Source organism: Synechococcus sp. CBW1107 (assembly GCF_015841355.1).
Lineage (GTDB): Bacteria > Cyanobacteriota > Cyanobacteriia > PCC-6307 > Cyanobiaceae > Regnicoccus_A.
The window spans coordinates 2,958,480-2,979,668 of record NZ_CP064908.1; the positions used below are offsets into that span (position 1 = coordinate 2,958,480).

Here is a 21,189-nt window from a genome sequence, read left to right on the forward strand (position 1 = left end):
CGTCGGCAGGCTGACTTGCGCGCCAGGACGGGGGCTGGAGCCGATCAACCACGCTTAACGGAGTCATAGGCAACGCAACTTCATTGGCGCCCCGCAGCGGACGGGAAGCCCCTAAGGTTCTGCGAATCTCCCGCACAACGCGATGACCGTCCCCTTCTTCGAGACGGCCTGGCTGATCCCTCTCTACCCGTTGCTGGGCGGTTTGTTCTCCTTCCTCTGGTCCCCTGGTCTGATCAGCCAGAGTGGTCCGAGGCCGGCCGGGTATCTCAATCTGGTCATGAATCTCCTGGCCTTCGGCCATGGCCTGCTGGCCTGGATCGGCTGTTCCGGCCGCTCCCTCAGCTTCTCCTGGACCTGGCTGTCCACTGCGGGGTTGACCATCAATTTCGACGCCACGATCGATCGCAGCGTGTTGATTGCGATGACGATGATCTGCGGTGTTCATCTCCTTGCTCAGGTCTATGCGATCGGCTACCTGGAGATGGATTGGGGCTGGCCACGTTTCTTCGGATCACTGAATCTCTTCGAAGCTGGACTCTGCGCCCTGGTGCTCACTGATTCGCTGTTTTTTTCCTATGTGGTCCTGGAGCTGCTCACCCTGGGCACCTATCTGATCGTTGGCACCTGGTACAACCAGTCGTTGGTGGTCAAGGGCGCGCGCGATGCCTTCCTGACCAAACGGGTTGGTGACCTGGTCCTGCTCGCGGGCGTGATCGCCCTGCTGCCGATGGCCGGCAGCTGGAACTTCAACGACCTGGCTCTCTGGGCCGCCCAGGCCGAACCGTCTCCGGCCCTGACCCTGATCCTGCTGGCCCTGGTGGCCGGGCCGATGGGCAAATGCGCCCAGATTCCCCTTCACCTCTGGCTGGATGAAGCCATGGAGGGCCCTCTCCCTTCAACGATCCTGCGCAGCTCGGTGGTGGTGGCCGGAGGCGCCTGGGTGCTGCTGCGACTGCACCCCCTGCTGGCCATCAGCCCCACGGCCCAGGCCTTTCTGGTGGTGGTCGGCGGCACCACGGCCCTGGTGGGAGCCCTGATCGCCCTGGCCCAGATCGACATCAAACGGGCCCTGTCGTTTCTGGTGAGCAGCTGGTTCGGCCTTCTGTTCATGGCCGTTGGTTGCGGTTCCGTGGACGCCGCCTGGCACATGCTTCTGATCTATCCCCTGCCGATGGCTCTGATGCTCATGGCCGTGGGCACGGTGATCAGCAGCAACGTCACCCAGGACCTCACCCAGCTGGGGGGGCTCTGGTCGAGACGTCCGCTCACCGGTCTGGCTTTTCTCGTCGGTGCGGCCGGCCTCGTGGCTCTGCCTCCGCTCGCCGGTTTCGGAGCCTTGAACGACCTGGCCGCTTCCCTCCTCGAGAGCCCCGCCCCGGCAGCCCTGCTGGCCGTGCTGCTGCTGACCAATACCCTGATCAGCGCCGGCCTGGTGCGCATCTTCAGGAGGATCTGGGGCGGAATCCCCTCGGTGTTCACGGCCCGTTCGGCGGAGGTGCTCTGGCTGATGGTGCTTCCCACCATGGTGGGGGCGGGGCTTGTGCTCCATCTGCCGATCCTTCTGGCCCCCACTCCGTTCGGGGGCTTCCACTGGAGTCCTCTGGCGCTGCCTCTGCTGGTCTCCACCCTGCTGGGCGGAGCGCTCACCTGGCAGCAGCTTCCTCACCCCCTGGACGGACTGCAGCACTGGCTGGCGGCCGATCTGCACACCGAAACCTTCTACCGGCGCACCGTTGTGGGCCTGGTGGTGGTGCTGGCCGCCGCCAGCAGCTGGATGGATCGCCGCCTGGTGGATGGCTTCAGCGACCGCAGCGGCGGTCTGACCATGGAGGGTGCCCGACGCCTCAGCCTGAGCACGTCAGGCCGGGTTCAGGGCTACGCCCTCACCGTGCTCATCGGCGTGCTGCTGATGGGGGCCTGGATCCTGGTGCGCCAGCCGGCCCTGACGCCGAGCCTGCTTCGTTTCTGACGACCGTTTTCCCAGCTGCCGACTCCGATGCTGCTTCTGCTTCTGTTGCTTCCGCTGGCGGCCGCGCTGGTGATGATCGTGGTTCCATCTGGGCCCTGGCCCCGTCGCCTGGCTCTGGTGACCCCTGGGCTGCAGCTGCTGCTGGCCGTCCGCATGGTGCTGCAGCCCGCCAGTGACCTGAGGCTGGCGTGGCTGCCGCAGATCGGACTCGACTTTCATCTCGGCCAGGATGGTCTCTCCCTCCCCCTGATCGGCCTCACCGCCCTCCTCACTCTGATGGCCGTTGCCGCCACCAGCCCGGAGGTCCCGCGTCAACGGCTGTTCTTCGGCCTTGTGCTGGCCACCAACCTGGGGCTTCAGGGGGCCCTGCTGGCCCGTAACGGTCTGCTGTTCGTGATCGCCTTCGAGCTGATCCTGATTCCCACCACGCTTCTGATCGCCATCTGGGGCCACGAGCGCAGCCGTGAGGCCGCCATTCGCTACCTGCTGTACGGGGGTGTCTCCGGTGTATCCCTGCTGGCCGGGGTGCTCGCCCTCGGCCTGCTCAATGCCAACGGGTTCAGCCTCGCCTACGACGACATGGGGACAGCGCTGCTGCCCCAGGGCTCCAGGGGCTGGATTCTCGCTCTGCTGATCCTGGCCTTTGGCCTCAAGTTGCCGGTGGTCCCCCTGCATGGCTGGCAGCCACTGGCCTACAGCGAATCCTCATCCCCTGTGGCGATGCTGCTCGCCGGTGCCGTCTCCAAGCTCGGCGCCTACGGCCTGCTGCGCTTCGGTGTCGGCTTCATGGGTGACACCTGGGAAGCCTGGGCGCCTCTCATCGCCGTTGCCGGTACAGCGAGTGCGGTCTATGGAGCCCTGAACGCCATCGCCCAGACCGACATGCGCCGGCTGGTGGCCTACAGCTCCCTCGGACACATGGGGCTGCTGCTGCTGGCCATGGCTGCGGCCACCCCCCTGAGCCTTCAGGGGGCCGTTGCCCAGGTGCTGGCCCACGGACTGATCTCCGCACTCCTGTTCTGTCTGGTCGGACTGATCGAAGCCAAGACAGGCACCACCGAGATCCCCGAACTTTCAGGCCTGCTCAATCCGCTGCGTGGTCTGCCCTTCACCCTGGGGATGTTCCTTCTGGCCCTGATGGCCGCCGCCGGTCTGCCCGGCATGGTCGGCTTCGTGGCGGAACTGGTGGTCTTCCAGGGCAGCTGGAGCGTCTTCCCGCTGCCCACCCTCGGGTGCCTGTTCGCCTCGGGGCTCACGGCGGTCTACGCCGTCCGCTTGTTCAACCGGGTGGGCTTCGGCAAGCTGGACAACGCCAAGGCTTTCTATCCCGCCACCACCTGGCCCGAGCGCCTGCCGGCCCTGGCCCTCTCGCTTCTCGTGCTGGTGGGTGGCCTCTGGCCGCCGCTCACCCTGGGCTGGAGTGAATCCGTCACCACGCCCCTGGCTCAGCACCGACCCCTGATTGCTTCTCTCCCCGCCCCTTCAACCCTGCAGGAGCTCCCCTCATGACGGTGCTGACCCCCAGGCCCACAGTCCTTCCCCCTTCCACCCACCCTTTTGCCGAAGTGGTGCAGAGGCTGGAAGCGGGCGGCTCGATGCTGCCGGACACTCCTGAGAACCTCACTCAGATCATCGGCATCTACAAGGCCTATGCCGTGCCGATGGATTTCTACTGGCGAGATCTGCTGTACATCGCCGAGCGGGTGTTCCTGAACCCCCTGCCGGCGTTCAAGTATTTCCCCAGTCAGGAGTATCTCGATCTTCCCAATTCCTATGCCGGAGAGAGTGCCGATCTGCGCATCTGGCGTGGCGAGGCCGGAGCCCACCCCGAGCTGCTGGCCTTCATGGAGAAGGGCGAGACACGGCGGATGCCCAAGCTGCTCCACCACCTCTGGCACGACCGCATCAACATGGAGTTTGCGGAGGCCTGCATGGATGCCATGTTCTGGCACCAGGGCATGGGCGGTCGCTTCTACGACTACCTGGAGAGCGACACCTACAAAGCCAATGCTGATCGGGCGATCAAGGCCTATTTCAAGGGCAATCCACTGATGCTGGGTCTGCACAAGCTGTTTCCCGAGATGTTCCTGGAGCAGGTGCGCAAGCTCAGTTACTACGCCAACCTCGGCCTGTTCTGGGAGGTGATGGCCCCGGTCTTCTTCGAGATGAGTGACATCTATGACGAAGGGGGCTTCGCTGGAGTTCCCGATGCCATGAACTTCCTGGTGAACGGCATCTTCGCTGTCGCTGGCCGCCCCATCTATCACCACGTTTATATCAACGGCGAGTGTCTCGAGATCATTCCAAAATCAGAAGGCTTCACCTGGCTCTACGAAGCAGCCCTGCCCTATGTGGAGGCAGTCTTTTATCGTACGGCGCCATTTCGAGGCACCAAATCTTATAATGCTCAAGCGGGCCAGGTGCCCGCCGATCAGGCGGATTTCCACTATGGCATTCTCTATGCCGATGTGTTTCCTGTGGGTTCAGCCGGAATTCCACCCACTTTGCTGATGCAGGACATGGTGCATTTCCTGCCCCCCTACCTCAAGGAGATCTACCTCAAGCACCGCCGCGGCGAAGAGGATCAGCTGATTCAGCTGGGCATCACCTTCCAGCGCTCGATGTACAACGTGACCTCGGCGGTGATCCAGGCCCTCAGGGCCGCCCTGTTCTATCCCCTGGATGATCCCGATCCGGAACATCTCATGGCCAACCGCCGCTTCTTTGAAAGCCAGATGGATCGCTTCCTCAAGCCCGAAGCACGCCTCCGCGACGTGCAGGGACAGGATTACCGCTGAGCTGTTCCACCGTTCTTCTGCCCACCATCCCCGTGCCAGACATTCTCGACACCGCCCGCGCGGCCGGCTGTTTCCAGACCTTGCTGGCGGCCGTTGAGGCCGGAGGGTTGCTGGAGGCTCTCTCCAGCCCGGGGCCCTTCACCGTGTTCGCCCCCGTCGACGACGCCTTCGCCGCCCTGCCGGCCGGTACCGTTCAGACCCTGGTCCAGAATCCCCCGCAACTGGCGCGGATCCTCAAATATCACGTGCTCTCGGGCCAGTACACCCGCGAGCAGCTGATCAGTCAGCCGGAGTGGACCACCCTGGAGGGGGCAACCCTGCCGATCCGCCGCGCCGATCCATTCGAAGTCAAAAATGCCAGCGTCCATGCGGCCGATGTGGTCTGCGACAACGGCATCGTGCATGTGATCAACCGGGTGATGCTGCCAGGCTGACTCTCCCGCTCAGAGCGGAGCTGCTCCCTGCAGCAGCCAGAGTCCATGGAGCCCTTCCCAGATCAGATAGGCACTGATCAGCAGGGCCAGCACCCCGACCAGCCACTCACCGTGGTGCTCCATCCAGTCCTCCAGCCGGCTGAGGGGGTCTCTGATTCGGCCGCCTGTGGCGATCCAGGCCAGGGGAGGCAGGAGCAACAGGGAGCTGGCCACCGCCACGAACACACCGGTGAGCTCGAGATCCGTACTCGTTCCTGGCTGGTTGATCAACAGCAAGCCGGCTTCCTTGAGATAGAAGACCAGATTCTCCGGCGTGACCAAGGCACTGGCCGCCCCGATCAGCACAAGCATCGGTGTGCTGAAGTCGGGCAGTTGACGCATCAGACGCATCGCCATGCCCTGCTCGCCGATGGCGGCGGCCGGGGTGAGTTGATAGACGCCTAGAGCCATCAACACGGCAGCGCCGGCAAGGTCGATCATCACCTGCCCGCGTTCTCCGTGGTTGACGGCCAGGGACAGGTTGTCGCCCACCACCATCAGGACCACGACCGCCAGGCCATTGGCACTGGCCCAACCGCTGACGAAGGCCAGGGCACGCCTCAGGGGGAATGTCCCCAGGAGGAGAAGAACCACCACGGCAATGTGAAGTGGACTGAAGGCGATGCCGAAACCGAAGAGTGAGGACTGACCGAAGAGTGCTGCGGAGCTCAGGTGCGGAGCGGGGCCGAGCAGATCAAGGCTGGGCACGAGGGGCGCCAACGCCGAAGTGACGTCTGAGACCGTACTGGTCCGGCACCCCCCAGCTGAGCAGGAGTCGGCCGCTCAGAGGGCGATGGCGCCCGTTTCCGAGGTGCGGATGCGCACGGCCTTCTCGACGGCCGTCACGAAGATCTTGCCGTCTCCGATTTCACCGGTGCGCGAGGGACCGGCAATCGCATCGATGGCGGCATCCACCTTGTCGTCGTCGACCACGACCTCCACCTTCACCTTGTTGATGAACTCGACGGTGAATTCGGCGCCGCGATACGTCTCCACCTGACCCTTCTGGCGACCGAAGCCCCGGCAATCCGTGATCGTCATGCCAATGATGCCCGCATCGACGAGAGCTGTTTTGACATCGTCAAGCTTGATTGGGCGAATGATGGCTTCAACCTTTTTCATGATGAATGACAGTGGGACAAACCTGAACGATATGGAAGCACGGGCGGGGTTACCCAGCCGCGTAGGCATCAAGCGAACAATGCGGGTCAGGGCGGCTCTTCTCTGTAGCTGTCGAGACAGAATGACTCGCACAGGCCTGTTTGAAACGAAACGGAGGCCGATCGCTGGCTCGACTGAGGTCCGGATCACTGCCTCATCCACCCCAGCTGTGGGTACCGCCGCCGATGATGTCTCGATCTTGTCCCGGGCCCGCTCGGCGCGATGCCAGCCGCTTTGCCAGCCAGGACTGATCTCGCCAGCCAGGCAGCGCCACCGTTGTCGCTGGGGGCAACGGCCCGCTACTGGCTGAGGCTGGGGCTGATCAGCTTCGGTGGACCGGCCGGCCAGGTGGCGCTGATGCACGCGGAGCTGGTGGAGCGCCGCCGCTGGCTCTCGGAGAGGCGCTTCCTGCACGCTCTCAACTACGCCATGGTGCTGCCCGGCCCGGAAGCCCAGCAGCTGGCGACGTACATCGGCTGGCTGATGCATGGCATCCCCGGGGGTCTGGTGGCCGGCGGACTGTTCATCCTTCCCTCCCTGCTGCTGCTGATCCTGCTCTCGGCCATCTATGCCGTCTGGGGCAGCCTGCCGTTGCTGTCGTCCGTGTTCATGGTCCTGAAACCGGCGGTGACGGCGATCGTGGCCCAGGCGGCGTGGCGAATCGGCCGCCGCACCCTGCACACCCCAGCCCTTCTGGCCATCGCGCTGCTGGCCTTTCTGGGGCTGGCTGTGCTGAAGCTGCCTTTTCCACTGCTGCTGGCTCTGGCAGCCCTGACCGGTGGCCTTGGCTGCCGCTTCTGGCCCAGGGCCTTTGTCGCTGATGGCGGGCACAGGCGCCATGGTTCGCCAGAAAGCGACTCCACAGACGTCCCCGGGGCCCAGGCCAGCAACAACATCGGCACCGCACAGGCCTTCCTGCATGGGGATGACACCCTGGCACCGGCCCACGCTCGCCTGGATCGCCGCCGGGCCCTGCGCGTGCTCCTGGCAGGACTGATGGCCGTGGTGGTTCCTCTCGCCCTGCTCAGTGCGATCGGTGGCTGGGACGGGCTGCTTGCCACCATGGCCCGCTTCTTCAGTCGGGTGGCGGTGCTCAGTTTCGGCGGCGCCTATGCCGTGCTCCCATACGTCGCTCAGGGAGCGGTGGAGCAGCACGGCTGGCTGGGAGCCGATCAGATGATCGACGGTCTGGCCCTGGGGGAATCCACGCCCGGGCCCCTGATCATGGTGGTCACCTTTGTGGGCTTCATGGCTGGCTGGACCAGCGCCGTGAACGCTGCGCAACCGGAGGTGGCCGCTCTGTCGCTGGCCACCGCAGCAGCCCTCACAGTCACCTGGTTCACCTTTCTGCCCTCCTTCCTGTTCATCCTGGTGGGCGGCCCGTTCGTGGAGGCCAGTCGTGCTGACCATCGCCTGCAGGGGCCACTCACGGCGATCACCGCAGCGGTGGTGGGGGTGATCGCCAACCTGGCGGTGTTCTTCGCGGGCCATGTGCTCTGGCCGCAGGGGGCCGGTGGACCCTTCAAGGCCTGGGCCCTCGCGTTGATGCTGCTGGGGGCCTGGCTGCTGATCGCCCGCCGCTGGCCCGTGCTCAGGCTGATCGCGGCTGCGGCTGCTGTGGGAGCTCTGACCACACCCCTGGGAGGCTGAAACGGCGCCCGCCGAGCCCTCAGAGAATCTGGGCCAGAAACTGACGGCTGCGCTCGTGCTGCGGATTGGTGAAAAAGGTTTCAGGAGGAGCCTCCTCCACGATCTGCCCCTCCGACATCAGCACCACCCGGTGGGCCACCTCGCGGGCAAAGCCCATCTCGTGCGTCACCACCACCATGGTCATCCCATCGGCGGCCAGATCGCGCATCACCTCCAGCACTTCACCCACCATCTCCGGATCCAGGGCGCTGGTGGGTTCGTCGAAGAGCAGGATGCGCGGTTCCATGCAGAGCGATCGGGCGATCGCCACCCGCTGCTGCTGGCCGCCCGAGAGCTGGCCGGGATACTTGCGGGCCTGCTCGGCGATGCCGACCCGCTCCAGCAGGGCCATGGCCTGGGCCTCCACCTCACTGCGACGGCGCTTGCGCACCACCACCGGTGCCAGGGTGAGGTTCTCCAGCACCGTGAGGTGGGGGAAGAGATTGAACTGCTGAAACACCATCCCCGTGTCGCAGCGGATCGCATCGATGTTGCGCAGGTCGTTGGAGAGAACGATCCCATCGACGCTGATCGAGCCCTCCTGAAACTCCTCGAGAGCGTTGAAAGTGCGGATGAAGGTGCTCTTGCCGGACCCCGAGGGGCCCATGATCACCACCACCTCCCCCTTCGACACGCTCAGATCGACGCCTCGAAGGGCATGAAAGCCATTGGGATACCACTTCTGCACCCCACGGGCCTCGATCATCGGCTGGGTGGTCGGCATGGCTCAGGCGGGGGAATGGGTGGGATCGAGGCGGCGTTCCAGGGCCCGGCTGCCCAGCCCGAGGGCGGCGCAGCAACACCAGAACAGCACGGCCAGAGTGAGGTAAACCTCGGCGTTCTTGCCCAGGAACTCGGGATTGGCCATCACGGTACGGGCAGTGCCGAGCAGATCCAGCAGGCCGATCAGGGACAGCAGCGTGGTGTCCTGCAGCAGGGAGATGAACTGCCCCACCGCGGCCGGCAGAGCGATGCGCAGGGCCTGGGGCAGCACCACCCTCTGGAGGGCCATGGGCATCGAGAGCCCAAGGGAACGGGCGGCCTCGAGCTGACCGGCGGGAACGGCGGACAGGCCGGCGCGAACGGCCTCGGCCAGGTAGGCGCCACAGAAGAAGGTGAGCACCCAGGCCGCCCGCCAGACACGATCCGGAGCCCAGCCGCCGGGGAGCATGTACCCCAGGATGTTCTGGCCCAGGAACAGGAGGGTGATCAGCGGGGCGCCGCGGATGAACTCGATGTACAGCACCGAGCTCCAGCGCAGCAACGGCAGGGTGCTGCGACGCCCCAGCGCCACCACCACCCCGATCGGAAAGCTGAGCAGGATCGCGAAGCTGGCCATCAGCAGAGTGAGCAGCAGACCGCCCCATTCCGACGGTGGCACCCGGGGAAGGCCCAGGCCACCGGCGATCAGCACCATGCCGGAGAGGTAGAGCAGCGGCCAGGCCAGGGGCACCAGCTTCACCAGCCGCGGCGGCCAGGCCCGTCCCCAGCGGCCCGCGAGCCAGCGCACGACCAGCAGCAGAGCGGTGATCGCCCACCAGCGCAGCTGCAGCGGAAAGGCAAGAGCCAGGGCTGCCGGCAGCCAGGCCGTGAGAAAACCGAGCAGGGCCACCGTCAGTCGATCGTTGAAGGGCCAGAGTTCGCCGCCTCGATCCGCTCGGGGAAAGGCCCGCAACAGCCCCCAGCTGAGGCCGCAGAGGGCTGCGACCAGCACCACCAGCAGCCACAGGCGCCACTGCTGCGGGATGGGATAACGCCCGACGGTGAAGAGGGTGGTGTTGACCTGGATCACGGCCCAGCTGGCCTGGCCGAAGGCCCAGCGCCACAGACCCACCGCCGCCGACAGGATCACCGCGATCAGGAGCAGGGAGACCACCCCATCGGTCGGACTGGCGAACAGTTCCTGACGCAGGGCACCGGCCCAGCTGCGCTGAACGGACTCCGGCGCCGGTCTGGCGGGCCTCAGGGGCGGGTTGGTACCGCGCTCGGGAGTGTTCTGTTTCGAGGTCATCGGTTCAGCGCTCCCGGATCTGCACGAGCTGGTTCACACCATTCATCACGGCGGAGATCAGCAGATCGATGATCAGGTAGGAGCCCAGCAGCAGCAGAAACACCTCCAGAGCCCGGCCGGTCTGGTTGAGGGTGGTTTCCGAAACGGAATACAGGTCCACATAGCCCACGGCCACCGCCAGTGAGGAGTTCTTGGCCAGGGAGATGTACTGGCTGTTCAGGCCCGGCACGATCACCCTCAGGGCCTGGGGGAGCACCACCGAGCGCATGCTGGCGCTCCAGTGCAGGCCCAGGGAGGTGGCCGCTTCCCACTGACCCTTCGGCACCGAGGCGATGCCGCCCCGCACCACCTCGGCCACGAAGGCGCCGGTGTAGGTGATCAGTCCGGTGAGCAGAGCCGTGAACTCCACCGACAGCCGCAGTGGCGCGCGCCAGACTCCATTCACCAGCTCCGGTCCCTGCCAGCTGAAGCCCTGGGCGAACCAGGCCAGATACAGCCCCGACTTGGAGAGCACGATCCCAGGCAGCTGAAATGCGGCTGTGCCGTTGGGCAGGGCCAGAAACACCACGAAATACCAGAACAGGAGCTGCAGCAGCAGGGGGATGTTGCGGATCACTTCCACGTACACCCGGGCCAGTCGCCGGAGCAACCCATTGCTGCTGAAGGAGGCCATGCCCATGGCCGTGCCCAGCAGCGTGGCTCCCACGAGGCCCACGAGAATCACCCGCAGGCTGTTCACCAGACCCACCAGCAGGGCACGCCAGTAGGGCATCGAGGCGTCGAAGGGGATCAGGCTTTCGGCCACATCGAAGCTGGCCGGCTGGCCCAGCCAGCGCCAGCTCAGCAACAGCCCGGCGGCGGTGAGGTTGCGCACCAGGTTGCCCACCAGAAGAGCGATCACCAGGAGCAGGGCGAGGCCCACCACGGCCTGGAGGATCCAGGGCATGACCCGGCGGTCGCGCCACCAGGGGATTCGTTCGGGGGTGGCGCTCACGGGCGTGGCGCTCAACGGAAGGGCGGAGAATAGATCAGTCCACCCTGCGTCCAGAGGCGGTTCTCGGCCCGCTCGAGCTTGAGGGGCGAGCCGGCGCCCACATTGCGCTCGAAGATTTCGCCGTAGTTGCCGACGGCCGCGATCGTCTTGGGAACGAAGTCGGCGGGCAGACCCAGCTGCTTGCCGAAATCTCCCTCGACCCCCAGGAAGCGGCGCAGGTCAGCCAGGTTGGTGTTGGCCTTGGCCTCCGCCACCTTGGCGGCCACATTGGCCTTGGTGATGCCCAGTTCCTCGGCCTGGAAGAGGGCGAACACCGTCCAGCGCAGGGCATCGGCCCAGGCGGGGTCGCCATTGACGCTGGCGGGCGTGAGCGGCTCCTTGCTCATCACCTCCGGCAGGAGGATGTGCTCATCGGGTTTGGGGAAACTGCTGCGCTTGGCCGCCAGCTGGGAGCGGTCGCTGGTGACGGCGACACAGCGGCCGCCCAGGTAGGCCGCATAGGTCTGATCACCGGTCTGGAATTTGAGCGGGGTGTAGGTGATGCCCTGCTCGCGCATGCGATCGGCCAGGTTGAGCTCGGTGGTGGTGCCGCTCTCCACGCAGATCGGCTTGCCGTCGAGATCCTTGAGCGTTCTGGCCCCGCTGGCCACGGGCACCATCACTCCCTGGCCGTCGTAGAAGGTGGTGGGGCCGAAGGAGATGCCGTTTCCGCCGGCGGAATCGCGGCTCAGGGTCATGGTGGTGTTGCGAGCCAGCATGTCCACCTCGCCGCTGGCCAGGGCCGCGAAGCGCTCGCTGGAGTTGAGGTCGCGGTATTCCACCTTGGAGGGGTCACCGAGCACCGCCGCTGCCACGGCCCGGCAGGTGTCGGCATCGAGACCGCTGTACGTGCCGTCAGGACCGAGGAAGCTGAAGCCCGGCAGCTTGCCGTCCACCCCGCAGACCAGCTTGTCGCGTCCGCGGATGGTGGAGAGCTTCACGCTCTGAACACCACCGCCGCTGCCGCTGTCGTCGGCGCACCCCCCGAGGGCGAAGGCCAGCAGCAGGGGCAGAGCGAGGAGCCAGCGGGGCGAGGGTTGCATCAACCAGGAGCGAAGCAGTGGGCGCAGTTTGCCAGCTCTGCCACGGAGATGCCGCTAACCCGGGCTGATAATGGTCTCACTCCGGAAACGATGGGTGCCAGGCAGCGCCAGTTCCTCCTCCAGGCCATCCACCAGCACGACCCAGAATCCACTCCGTGTGCTGCTGGAGCGCTTCCAGCAACGACGCTCACGGCTGACCGTCCCCCAGTTCACGGTGATCACCGGGCTGCTGGTGATCGCCGTGGGCACCCTGCTGATGGCCCTGCCCGTGTTCTCCTCGGAGCGGGTCGGCCTCTGGGAGGCTCTGTTCACGGTGATCTCCGCCATCACGGTGACCGGGCTCTCCGTGGTGGATGTGGGTCAGGAACTCACCTTTGCCGGGCAGGTGCTGCTCGCCCTGCTGATCCTCACCGGCGGCCTGGGGCTGATGGCCATCACCACCTTCCTGCAGGGCTTCGTGCAGCGGGGCTCGAGGCTGCGGCGCCGCCTGGATCGTGGACGGGCCATGGACGAATTCGGGGTGGGCGGCATCGGCGACACCTTTCATTCGATCCTGATCACCGCCGGCTGGGTGATCGGCATCGGGACGCTGGTGCTCTATACCGTCGGTTTCCGTGACATCCCCGTGGCGCGCGAGCGGCTGTGGGCCTCCCTGTTTCACTGCATCAGCGCCTACAACAACGCCGGCTTCGGTCTCTGGAGCGACAGCCTGATGGGCTACCGGGCCAATCCGGTCGTGAACCTGGTGATCATGGTGATGATCGTCTCTGGAGGGATCGGCTATCGCGTCACCAACGACCTCTGGCAGAACCGGTTCAAGGTGCGGCTGATCCGCAGTTTCAGCCTGCACACCCGCCTGGTGCTGCGCTGCACGATCGGCCTGATCCTGATCGGCGCGGCGGGTCTGCTGTTCACCGAGCATTTCACCCGCTCCAGCGGACTCACTCCCTTGCCCTGGTGGCAGGAACTGCAGGTGGTGTTCTTCCAGTCGGTGAGCACCCGCACAGCGGGCTTCAACACCGTGCCCCTCTCGGCGGAGGCCATCTCCGAAGCGGGTCTGCTGCTGATGATGACGCTGATGTTCATCGGCGCCAGTCCCGGGGGAACCGGCGGCGGCATCAAGACCACCACCTTCGCCAGCCTGGTGGCGGCCACCCGCTCCACCCTCAGGGGCGAGGACACCGTGGTGATCCGGCGGCGGGCCATTTCCGACAAGGTGGTGCTGAGGGCGGTTGGCGTCACCCTCGCCTCATTGCTCTTCGTGCTCCTGATGGCTCTGGTTCTGGGGCTCGACCGCGGGGTGGGCACGAACGGGCAGGCGTTCTCCTTTCTCGAGAAGCTGTTCACCTGCATCTCCGCCTTCGCCACTGTGGGGCTGGATGTGGGGGTCACAGCCGAGCTGAACCGCTGGGGTCAGCTGGTGCTGATGGTGGGGATGTTCGTGGGCCGGATCGGCATCCTGCTGCTGCTCTCGGCGATCTTCGGCAGCCACAGCCCGTCGCGCATCGCCTACCAGCACGAGGAGCTGTACCTCTGAGGCTGATGCTGGTGTGGATCTCCCTGCCGGGTCGGAGAATGGGGAGCCTGCGCGCGACACCGGTTCCATGGCGGCTCTCCCCGACCGGCTGGTCATCCGCCGTCCCGACGACTGGCATGTGCACCTTCGCGACGGGGCGATGCTGCGGGCCGTGGCCCCCAGCACGGCCCGGGTCTTCCGGCGAGCGATCGTGATGCCCAATCTGCTGCCGCCGATCACCACGGCGGCGGCGGCAGAGACCTATCGCGAGCGCATCCTCGCGGCGGTGGCGGGGAGTGCCGGATTCGAGCCGCTGATGACGGCCTACCTGACCGACACGACGGATCCTGGTGAGCTGGAGCGGGGCTTCAGCGTGGGATCCTTCACCGCCGCCAAGCTCTATCCCGCCCGGGCCACCACCAACGCCGAGGCCGGCGTGAGCGATCCGGCCCGCATCGCGCCGGTGCTGGAGACGATGGAGCGGATCGGCATGCCGCTGCTGATCCATGGGGAGGTGACCGACTCCGACGTGGATGTGTTCGATCGCGAAGCCGTCTTCATCGAGCGGCACCTTCGGCCACTGCTGAAGCGTCATCCGGGGCTGAAGGTGGTGTTCGAGCACATCACCACCGCCGAGGCCGTGGCCTTCGTTGAGGGGGGGCCTCCGACGCTGGCAGCCACGATCACTCCCCATCACCTGCAGATCAACCGCAACGCCATGTTCCAGGGCGGCTTCCGCCCCGATGCCTACTGCCTGCCAGTCGCCAAGCGGGAACTGCACCGGATCGCCCTGCGTGGGGCCGCCACCTCAGGACATCCCAGATTCTTCCTGGGCACCGATTCCGCCCCCCATTCGCGCGAAGCGAAGGAATCGGCCTGTGGCTGCGCCGGCATCTTCAATGCTCCCCATGCACTCGAGAGCTACGCCCAGGTGTTCGAGCAGGAGCGGGCTCTGGAGCGTCTGGAAGACTTCGCCTCGGTCTTCGGGGCCCGCTTCTACGGTCTGCCCCTGAACGAGACCACGATCGAGCTGGTGCGCCGACCCCTGGAGGTTCCTGCTCATCTCGAGCTGGGGGGGCAGGGCGACGCTCCCCTGCGGCTGGTTCCCTTCCAGGCTGGAGACACCCTTCCCTGGAGGATCGTGGCCGCCCCTGATTAGGTGGGCTGACCTGATTTCACCTCAGGTGCTGAATTCAGCCCAAGCGTGCGGGCCAGGAACGGCAGGCTGATGCCCTGCACGAAGAGGTTGACCACCACCACGATGAAGATGATGCTTTCGGCGTTCTTGCTGAGCTCCCCGACAATCAAGGGATCGATGCCTCGGATCCTGGGAATCGCGACGATGAGGTCGTAGGAGAGCGCCAGTGGCACGGCTCCCCGCAACCCGCACCAGGAGACCAGCAACGACTCCTTGAAACTGAAGGGTGAAAGCGGCTGAAGCATCAAGACGCTGATCGGACGCGCCACGACCATCAGTCCAAGAGCAGAGAGGATCCCAACCGGCAGCGCCTCGACCAGATCCGGAGGATACACAAGCAGACCGAAGACCAGAAATATCGTGATCTCCGTCATGGTGTTGAAGGGAAGCAGCACCTCCTGAATCGTGACGTGGTTGATCTCGGGAGATCGATATCTTGTGTTGGTGAGAAACAGTCCAGTGACGTAGATGGCGATGAAGCCAGAGCCACCCAGCAGGGTTGCCGCACCGTAGACCACAAAGGCCACCGACATCGCCACCACCAGCAACTGGGAGCGCTCCTCCACCAGGTCATTGATCACGAAGCGGGCCAGATAGCCGAACACAAAGCCCACCACCAAGCCTGCGCCGATCTGCTGAAGAAAGATCTTGATCTGTGTGAGCACGGTGCTCTCCAGGCTGGGGCCGACTCCAGCGGCGCTCGAGGCCACGAAGATGCCCACCACCAGTCCATAGAACAGCAGGGCTGACGGGTCATTCACTGAGGATTCGAACTCCAGCAGGTGCTGCAATCTCAGCGGAACCTTGTCACGTACCGAGCGCAGCACACTCAGGGTGGCTCCCGCATCGGTGGAGCCGAGGCAGGCGGCGATCAGCATGGCGGCCCCAAGCGGAATGACTTCGATCCCCGAGGACAGCGACTCGACCCAGGGGGAGCCCAGGAGCCAGATCAATCCACCCAGAATCAACGAGGAGACCACCACACCGCCGACAGCGAGCACCACGCCATACTCGAGAAATCCCCGTATCGCGGCCAGGTCGGTCTTGAGGCCGGCGTAGAACAGCAACAGCGCCAGACCGAGCAGTTGAAACGTCGAAGCCTGCTCGTGGGTGATCTCCAGGATGTTGACGTTGATCGACAGGCCCAGCAGCAGGACCCCGAGGATGGCGGGGATGCCGATCTTCGGGGAGAACCTGCTGATGGCCAGAGTTCCGAGAAAGAGAATGCCGATGAACAACAGATGGGCCTGGAGTGGGAAGTCCAGCACAGTCGCCTGATCATTGGCTGTGGCGGCCTGAGCCAGAACCACCATGGGGTTGATGAGCATCCGATTAGACGTGATTGAACACGGGGACCATGGATTCAGGCGGTGGACCGTGGTGCTGGCGCACGATCCGATCGGGCTTGCCCGGAGGTGTGAGCCGCCAGAAGGTCCGCCTGCTCCTGGCTCAGACGACCGGCAGCACGCAGAACGGTGGTGATCCGCTGGATACCCACCACCGCGTGGCAGGCATACCCTGCCGAGGCCAGCCGGCTGGATGCGTTGCCGCCGTGGTCGATGAACACCACCACATCGCGCACCTTCAGGCCCGATGACTCCAGCTTGCCGATGCCCTCCAGCACGCTTCCGCCCGTGATCAGGATGTCGTCGACGACGACAACGGTCTCGCCCTCCTCGAAATCTCCCTCGATCAGGCGGCGGGCTCCATGGGCCTTGACCTCTTTACGTGGATAGATCAGCGGCACATGAAGCTGCAGCGACAGCCCCGTGGCGGTGGGGAGGGATCCATAGGGAATTCCGGCGATCCGATCGAACCGCAGCTGGGCCAGCGGCTGCGCATAAGCGTGCAGCACCCGGTGGAACAGGTTCGGATCGGAGATGATCCGGCGCAGGTCGATGTAGTAATTGAAGACAGCTCCGGAGGCCTGCACGTACTCCCCGAAGAGCAGGCAACCGATATCGAACAGGTCCACCAGCAGCTCATCGAGCCGCAGGCCCTCCTGACGCTGATCCTCGAGCCGCCCCTGCTCGAGGCTCTCGGCATCGAGCAGACCATCGGACGATGCTGCCTGTGCCGCCGCCGCTGATCCAGTACGGGGTGCCGGCAGCCAGAGATCGCATCGGTCGGCCGTTCCCCCATCCCAGTTGGCCCGCATGGTTTCGATCTGCTGGCGGAGCGCCCGGGTTCCGGCCGCCATGCCCTCCTCCACCAGCAGATGCTGGGGCAGGGGCAGCAGCAGCCCGTCAGCTGAAGCGTTGAGACCCGCCTGAAGCAAGGCCTCCAGCCGCTCTTCCTCGCCCCAGAGGCTGCGCAGGATCAGGAAACGCTCCGGGGCTTCGCGCCGCACCCTCGCCAGCACGGCCGGATCGCTGGTTCCCACCTCCAGCAACAGGTGCTCCGGAGTCCCCCAGAGCTGGGTCTCCCGCACGATCGTGATGTAAAGCGGATCGTCCTCATTGGGATGGTGCTGAACCACCCGGGCACCGGGATTGGAGCTGTGGCAGGTGAGCACCACCGCCCGGTCGGGATACAGCAGAAATGGGGCGGCGATGTCCTGGCCCGCGAGGGGCGAGAGGGTGACCGCGTCCACGCCGAGGTCACGGAAGAGGTAGTGAGCCAGGGCCGAGGAGCTGTTCAGATCACCGTGCTTGGCATCGAGAATCAGCGGCAGCTCCAGCGGCACCAGTTCGCGCACTTCGCGCAGCAACTCGAGGCCGATCGGCCCGAGGGCCTGGTAGAAGCCCAGGCTCGGCTTGTAGGCGCAGACGCTGTCGGAGGTGGCCTCGATCACCGCCTTGATCCAGCGGCGGGCCTGGGCCAGGAAGGACCCGCTGCCGGCGTTGTGGCGCGTCCAGGTCTGCAGCATCTCCGGATTGGGATCCAAGCCGGTGATCAGCAGCGACTGGCGGCTCGCCATCGCTTCGGTGAGTTTGACGAAAAAGCTCATGGCGCCTGCCCCTGGGCCAGCATGGCAGTGCAGGCCACCCCCTGGTCTCTCAAGCCATGGCCTGATGGTTCATGCGGCTGATCAGTCTGGAGGGAATCTCCTTCGGGCAGACCGCCGAGCACTCCAGCTGGTTGCCGCAGACTCCGAAGCCTTCCGCATCCATCTGCTCGCGCATCCGCCTGGAGCGCCGGGAGGCTTCCGGCTGGCCCTGGGGCAGAAGCTCGAGGTGGGCGAGCTTGGCCGCCACGAACAGGCTGGCGGAGGCATTCGGGCAGGCCGCCACGCAGGCTCCGCAACCGATGCAGCTGGCGGCCTCGAACGCCTGTTCCGCCAGGTCCCGCCCCACCGGCAGGACATTGGCCTCCGGGGCGCTGCCGATGTTCACCGACACATAGCCTCCGGCCATCAGCAGCCGATCGAGGGCGGAACGGTCCACGACCAGATCCTGGATCGGGGGGAAGGCACGGGCCCGCCAGGGCTCGAGGGTGAGGGTCTGGCCATCGCTGAACTCGCGCAGGTAGAGCTGGCAGACGGTGGTGCCACTGCGGAGGCCATGGGCCTGCCCGTTGATCAGAAATCCACAGGAGCCGCAGATGCCCTCTCGGCAGTCGTGATCGAAGCTCACCGGCCGCTCACCCTCCAGCAGCAGCTGCTGGTTGAGCCGATCAAGGGCCTCCAGCAGGGAAAGATCGGGACTCAGGCCTGTGAGGTGGTGGTCGAGAAAGCGACCCCTGGGCTCATCCTGGCGCTGACGCCAGATCCGCAGGGTGAGGCTGAGGCTTGAGGAGCTGCTCATCGGTAACTCCTGGCCGTGGGGCTGATCGCACGGAAGTGAAGGGGTTCCTGGTGGCGGATGGGTGCGCCATCAGACCGCCATTCCCAGGCGGCGATGTGGCTGAACCCGGCGTCACGGCGCAGGGCTTCGCCGCTCTCGCTCTGGTGCTCCTCGCGGAAATGGGCGCCACACGACTCCTCCCGCGCCAGGGCATCGCGCAGCATCAGCTCGGCCAGCTCGAGGTAATCCTCCAGCTGGAGGGCCCTTTCCAGCTCGGGATCCAGTGGTGTTTCGGGATCGGGGAGCCGCAGGTCCTGATCGAAGCTTGCGCGCAGGGCCGCCACTCCCTCCAGGCCAGATCGCAGGCCAGCCGCCGAGCGGCTGATACCGCAGCTCTCGATCAGCAGGCCCCCCAGCAGGCGCCGCAGGTCCACCGCCAGCCTGCTACCTCCGATGGCCCGCAGGCCGGCGATGCGCTGGCGCACGCCCTCCACGGCGTCGCGGCAGGCGGGGTGATGGTGGGGCAGCGCGGGGTGTGGATGCTCAGCCAGCCAGGCCGGCACGGTGGCCGGGGCGATGAACAGCCCATCGGCCAGGCCCTGCATCAGGGCACTGGCCCCGAGCCGGTTGGCACCGTGCTCGGAGAAGTTCGCCTCGCCGAGCACGAACAGCCCCGGGATCGTGCTCATCAGGTGGTAGTCGACCCAAAGCCCACCCATCGTGTAGTGGGGAGCGGGGTAGATGCGCATCGGTTCCCGGTAGGGGTCGACTCCGGTGATGCGCTCGTACATCGAGAAGAGGTTGCCGTAGCGGGCTTGGATCACCCCGCGGCCCTCCCGTTCGATCGCCTCCTCGAAATCCAGATAGATCGAGCGGCCGGCAGGCCCGACCCCATGGCCGGCCCCACAGAGCTCACGGGCGCGTCTGGAGGCCACATCGCGGGGCACCAGGTTGCCGTAGCTGGGATAGAGCCGCTCGAGGAAATAATCCCGCTCCACCTCCGGCACCTGATCGGGGGTGCGGTGGTCCCCGGCCCGCCGCGGCAGCCAGACCCGCCCGTCGTTGCGCAGGCTCTCGCTCATCAAGGTGAGCTTGCTCTGGTCGGGATCGCCGCTGGGGATGCAGGTGGGGTGAATCTGGGTGAAGCAGGGGTTCGCCATCAGGGCACCGCGGCGGTGGCAGCGCCAGAGGGCACTGGCGTTGGAGCGCACCGCGTTGGTGGAGCGGTGGAACACGTTGCTGTACCCACCGCTGGCCAGCAGCACGGCATCGGCCGTGTGGGTCTCGAGGGCGCCGCTGAGCCGGTGGCGGCAGATGGCTCCACGGGCCACACCATCGAGGCTGATCAGATCGAGCACATCCCGCTGGGGGCAGAGCTCCACCCGCCCGGCCTCCACCTGCCGCAACAGGGCCTGGACCACGCCGTAGAGGAGCTGCTGGCCCGTCTGACCACGGGCGTAGAAGGTGCGGCTCACCTGGGAGCCGCCGAAGCTGCGGTTGGAGAGGGTGCCGCCATACTCACGGGCGAAGGGGACCCCCAGGGCCACGCACTGATCGATGATCGAGCCGCTGATCTCCGCCAGCCGGTGGCAGCCCAGCTCACGGGCGCGGAAATCACCGCCGCGCACCGTATCCCGGAACAATCGATCGACACTGTCGCCGTCGTTCTGATAGTTCCGGGCAGCATTGATACCCCCCTGGGCGGCCACGGAATGAGCCCGTCTGGGACTGTCGTGGTAGGTGAGCACCCTCACCCGATAGCCCTGCTCGGCAAGGCTGGCGGCGGCGGCCGCGCCCGCCAGGCCACTGCCCACCACCAGCACCCGGTACCGGCGGCGGTTGGCGGGCGCGATCTGGGCCAACTCCTGACGGCGCCGGCCCCAGGCGTCAGCCACCGGGCCCGTCGGCAGCCGGGGTTCAAGCCGCATCAGAACCCAGCCCCGGCCAGGGGTCCTGTGGCCCGCAGCGCCAGCGGCAGCAGGGCAAAGCCTCCGCCGATCACGGCAGCCAAGGCACGGCCGGCCAGGCGCAGCCCCATGGCGTTGCTCTCATCCAGCCAGCCGAGACTGCGGGCCAGGCTCTCGGCACCATGGAGCAGATGCAGACCCAGGGCCACCCCCGCCAGGACGTAGAGCACCAGGGCCCAGGGGGAGGCGAGCGCCAGAGTCAGGGCCTGCCGCTCGAGCCCATCCCCAGGCCTTGGCCAGCGCAGCTGGGCAAGATGGACAGCCAGGAACAGCAACAGCACGGCTCCGCTGAATGGGGACCAGCGGCCAGCCAGAGCTGCCAGGGGCTGAGAACGCCGGCTGCGCCACTGGTCATAGGGAACCGCACCCCGGGCCCGCCGGTTGATGATCACGCGCTGGAGCGTGAGGCTCAGGTGGATGAGGGCGACCAGCGCCAGGCTGAGCTCCAGGGGCGGCAACCACCAAGCGTGATGCAGGGCCGTGGCGTAGCGCTCGAAGGCGGCCGGATCGACCAGCGCCAGGCTGGCTCCCAGTCCATGGGCCAGAACGAACAGCATCAGACCTGCTGCCGAGATCGGGATTGCCTGGGCCATGCCCGTGCCTGAG

The 21,189-nt window shown here is 66.0% G+C and carries 18 protein-coding genes; 7 read left to right on the top strand and 11 right to left on the bottom strand.

The genetic code is table 11. The annotated features are described in order from the left end of the window. Positions 1-142: 142 nt before the first annotated feature. Genes I1E95_RS15480 through I1E95_RS15495 form a run of 4 tightly spaced genes read left to right on the top strand, consistent with a single transcriptional unit; the run spans position 143 to position 5,201 of the window. Positions 143-1,969 carry an NAD(P)H-quinone oxidoreductase subunit F gene (locus tag I1E95_RS15480; protein ID WP_197163789.1) on the top strand — a complete coding sequence of 609 codons (1,827 nt, stop codon included), beginning with the start codon at positions 143-145 and terminating at the stop codon, positions 1,967-1,969. Between the two features lie 27 nt (positions 1,970-1,996). Beyond that, complete coding sequence (locus tag I1E95_RS15485; RefSeq protein ID WP_197163791.1) at positions 1,997-3,478, top strand: NADH-quinone oxidoreductase subunit M; 1,482 nt, start codon at positions 1,997-1,999, stop codon at positions 3,476-3,478. Then, a complete protein-coding gene (locus I1E95_RS15490; RefSeq protein WP_197163793.1) occupies positions 3,475-4,767 on the top strand; it encodes a CO2 hydration protein in 1,293 nt (430 codons plus the stop codon). The genes I1E95_RS15485 and I1E95_RS15490 overlap by 4 nt, the downstream gene beginning before the upstream one ends. Positions 4,768-4,799: 32 nt before the next feature. Further along, positions 4,800-5,201 carry a fasciclin domain-containing protein gene (locus tag I1E95_RS15495; protein WP_197163795.1) on the top strand — a complete coding sequence of 134 codons (402 nt, stop codon included), beginning with the start codon at positions 4,800-4,802 and terminating at the stop codon, positions 5,199-5,201. Between the two features lie 9 nt (positions 5,202-5,210). Here the strand turns inward: I1E95_RS15495 and I1E95_RS15500 are convergent, their stop codons facing one another. Beyond that, complete coding sequence (locus tag I1E95_RS15500) at positions 5,211-5,960, bottom strand: GAP family protein (protein WP_231594690.1); 750 nt, start codon at positions 5,958-5,960, stop codon at positions 5,211-5,213. A 63-nt stretch (positions 5,961-6,023) separates the two neighbouring features. Then, positions 6,024-6,362 carry a P-II family nitrogen regulator gene (locus I1E95_RS15505; RefSeq protein ID WP_197163799.1) on the bottom strand — a complete coding sequence of 113 codons (339 nt, stop codon included), beginning with the start codon at positions 6,360-6,362 and terminating at the stop codon, positions 6,024-6,026. Between the two features lie 261 nt (positions 6,363-6,623). On the opposite strand from I1E95_RS15505, the gene chrA reads away from it, so the two are divergent. Beyond that, on the top strand, positions 6,624-8,051 hold the full coding sequence (gene chrA / locus I1E95_RS15510) for a chromate efflux transporter (protein WP_197163801.1): 1,428 nt from the start codon (positions 6,624-6,626) through the stop codon (positions 8,049-8,051). A 19-nt stretch (positions 8,052-8,070) separates the two neighbouring features. Here the strand turns inward: chrA and I1E95_RS15515 are convergent, their stop codons facing one another. The 4 genes from I1E95_RS15515 to I1E95_RS15530 are packed head-to-tail and all read right to left on the bottom strand — an operon-like array spanning position 8,071 to position 12,177. Beyond that, on the bottom strand, positions 8,071-8,814 hold the full coding sequence (locus I1E95_RS15515) for an amino acid ABC transporter ATP-binding protein (RefSeq protein WP_304623243.1): 744 nt from the start codon (positions 8,812-8,814) through the stop codon (positions 8,071-8,073). A gap of 3 nt (positions 8,815-8,817) precedes the next feature. Beyond that, positions 8,818-10,101, bottom strand: coding sequence for an amino acid ABC transporter permease (locus tag I1E95_RS15520; protein ID WP_197163803.1), 1,284 nt, complete (start codon positions 10,099-10,101; stop codon positions 8,818-8,820). Between the two features lie 4 nt (positions 10,102-10,105). After that, positions 10,106-11,047, bottom strand: coding sequence for an ABC transporter permease subunit (locus I1E95_RS15525; RefSeq protein ID WP_231595007.1), 942 nt, complete (start codon positions 11,045-11,047; stop codon positions 10,106-10,108). 59 nt (positions 11,048-11,106) lie between these two features. Continuing rightward, a complete protein-coding gene (locus I1E95_RS15530) occupies positions 11,107-12,177 on the bottom strand; it encodes an amino acid ABC transporter substrate-binding protein (protein ID WP_197163805.1) in 1,071 nt (356 codons plus the stop codon). A 94-nt stretch (positions 12,178-12,271) separates the two neighbouring features. On the opposite strand from I1E95_RS15530, the gene I1E95_RS15535 reads away from it, so the two are divergent. After that, positions 12,272-13,714, top strand: a complete 1,443-nt coding sequence (locus tag I1E95_RS15535) for a TrkH family potassium uptake protein (protein WP_231594691.1) — start codon at positions 12,272-12,274, stop codon at positions 13,712-13,714. Between the two features lie 67 nt (positions 13,715-13,781). Next, entirely contained in the window at positions 13,782-14,852 is a 1,071-nt protein-coding gene (gene pyrC, locus I1E95_RS15540) for a dihydroorotase (protein WP_197163807.1), read from the top strand. Here pyrC and I1E95_RS15545 read toward each other — a convergent pair. From I1E95_RS15545 to I1E95_RS15565, 5 genes are read right to left on the bottom strand one after another with little or no spacing between them, the layout of a single operon-like run. Continuing rightward, entirely contained in the window at positions 14,849-16,204 is a 1,356-nt protein-coding gene (locus I1E95_RS15545) for a cation:proton antiporter (protein WP_231594692.1), read from the bottom strand. The two genes, pyrC and I1E95_RS15545, sit on opposite strands and share 4 nt — an antisense overlap. A 50-nt stretch (positions 16,205-16,254) precedes the next feature. Further along, on the bottom strand, positions 16,255-17,841 hold the full coding sequence (locus tag I1E95_RS15550; RefSeq protein WP_197163811.1) for a bifunctional orotidine-5'-phosphate decarboxylase/orotate phosphoribosyltransferase: 1,587 nt from the start codon (positions 17,839-17,841) through the stop codon (positions 16,255-16,257). 49 nt (positions 17,842-17,890) lie between these two features. After that, positions 17,891-18,637, bottom strand: coding sequence for a succinate dehydrogenase/fumarate reductase iron-sulfur subunit (locus I1E95_RS15555; RefSeq protein ID WP_197163813.1), 747 nt, complete (start codon positions 18,635-18,637; stop codon positions 17,891-17,893). After that, the gene (locus I1E95_RS15560) at positions 18,634-20,544 is read right to left on the bottom strand and encodes a fumarate reductase/succinate dehydrogenase flavoprotein subunit (RefSeq protein ID WP_197163815.1); all 1,911 of its coding nucleotides are present in this window, start codon (positions 20,542-20,544) and stop codon (positions 18,634-18,636) included. The genes I1E95_RS15555 and I1E95_RS15560 overlap by 4 nt, the downstream gene beginning before the upstream one ends. Next, positions 20,544-21,176 (bottom strand): succinate dehydrogenase cytochrome b subunit, encoded by a 633-nt coding sequence (locus I1E95_RS15565; RefSeq protein ID WP_197163817.1) that lies wholly within the window; start codon positions 21,174-21,176, stop codon positions 20,544-20,546. Before I1E95_RS15565 ends, I1E95_RS15560 begins: the two co-directional genes overlap by 1 nt. Positions 21,177-21,189: the final 13 nt, after the last annotated feature.

Coding starts and splice junctions, on each gene's coding strand:
- I1E95_RS15505 (WP_197163799.1), bottom strand. CDS start 6,362: ATGAAAAAGGTTGAAGCCATCATTCGCCCAATCAAGCTTGACGATGTC.
- I1E95_RS15480 (WP_197163789.1), top strand. CDS start 143: ATGACCGTCCCCTTCTTCGAGACGGCCTGGCTGATCCCTCTCTACCCG.
- I1E95_RS15555 (WP_197163813.1), bottom strand. CDS start 18,637: ATGAGCAGCTCCTCAAGCCTCAGCCTCACCCTGCGGATCTGGCGTCAG.
- I1E95_RS15515 (WP_304623243.1), bottom strand. CDS start 8,814: ATGCCGACCACCCAGCCGATGATCGAGGCCCGTGGGGTGCAGAAGTGG.
- pyrC (WP_197163807.1), top strand. CDS start 13,782: ATGGCGGCTCTCCCCGACCGGCTGGTCATCCGCCGTCCCGACGACTGG.
- I1E95_RS15530 (WP_197163805.1), bottom strand. CDS start 12,177: ATGCAACCCTCGCCCCGCTGGCTCCTCGCTCTGCCCCTGCTGCTGGCC.
- I1E95_RS15520 (WP_197163803.1), bottom strand. CDS start 10,101: ATGACCTCGAAACAGAACACTCCCGAGCGCGGTACCAACCCGCCCCTG.
- chrA (WP_197163801.1), top strand. CDS start 6,624: ATGCCAGCCGCTTTGCCAGCCAGGACTGATCTCGCCAGCCAGGCAGCG.
- I1E95_RS15550 (WP_197163811.1), bottom strand. CDS start 17,841: ATGAGCTTTTTCGTCAAACTCACCGAAGCGATGGCGAGCCGCCAGTCG.
- I1E95_RS15560 (WP_197163815.1), bottom strand. CDS start 20,544: ATGCGGCTTGAACCCCGGCTGCCGACGGGCCCGGTGGCTGACGCCTGG.
- I1E95_RS15490 (WP_197163793.1), top strand. CDS start 3,475: ATGACGGTGCTGACCCCCAGGCCCACAGTCCTTCCCCCTTCCACCCAC.
- I1E95_RS15485 (WP_197163791.1), top strand. CDS start 1,997: ATGCTGCTTCTGCTTCTGTTGCTTCCGCTGGCGGCCGCGCTGGTGATG.
- I1E95_RS15565 (WP_197163817.1), bottom strand. CDS start 21,176: ATGGCCCAGGCAATCCCGATCTCGGCAGCAGGTCTGATGCTGTTCGTT.
- I1E95_RS15525 (WP_231595007.1), bottom strand. CDS start 11,047: ATGCCCTGGATCCTCCAGGCCGTGGTGGGCCTCGCCCTGCTCCTGGTG.
- I1E95_RS15545 (WP_231594692.1), bottom strand. CDS start 16,204: ATGGTGGTTCTGGCTCAGGCCGCCACAGCCAATGATCAGGCGACTGTG.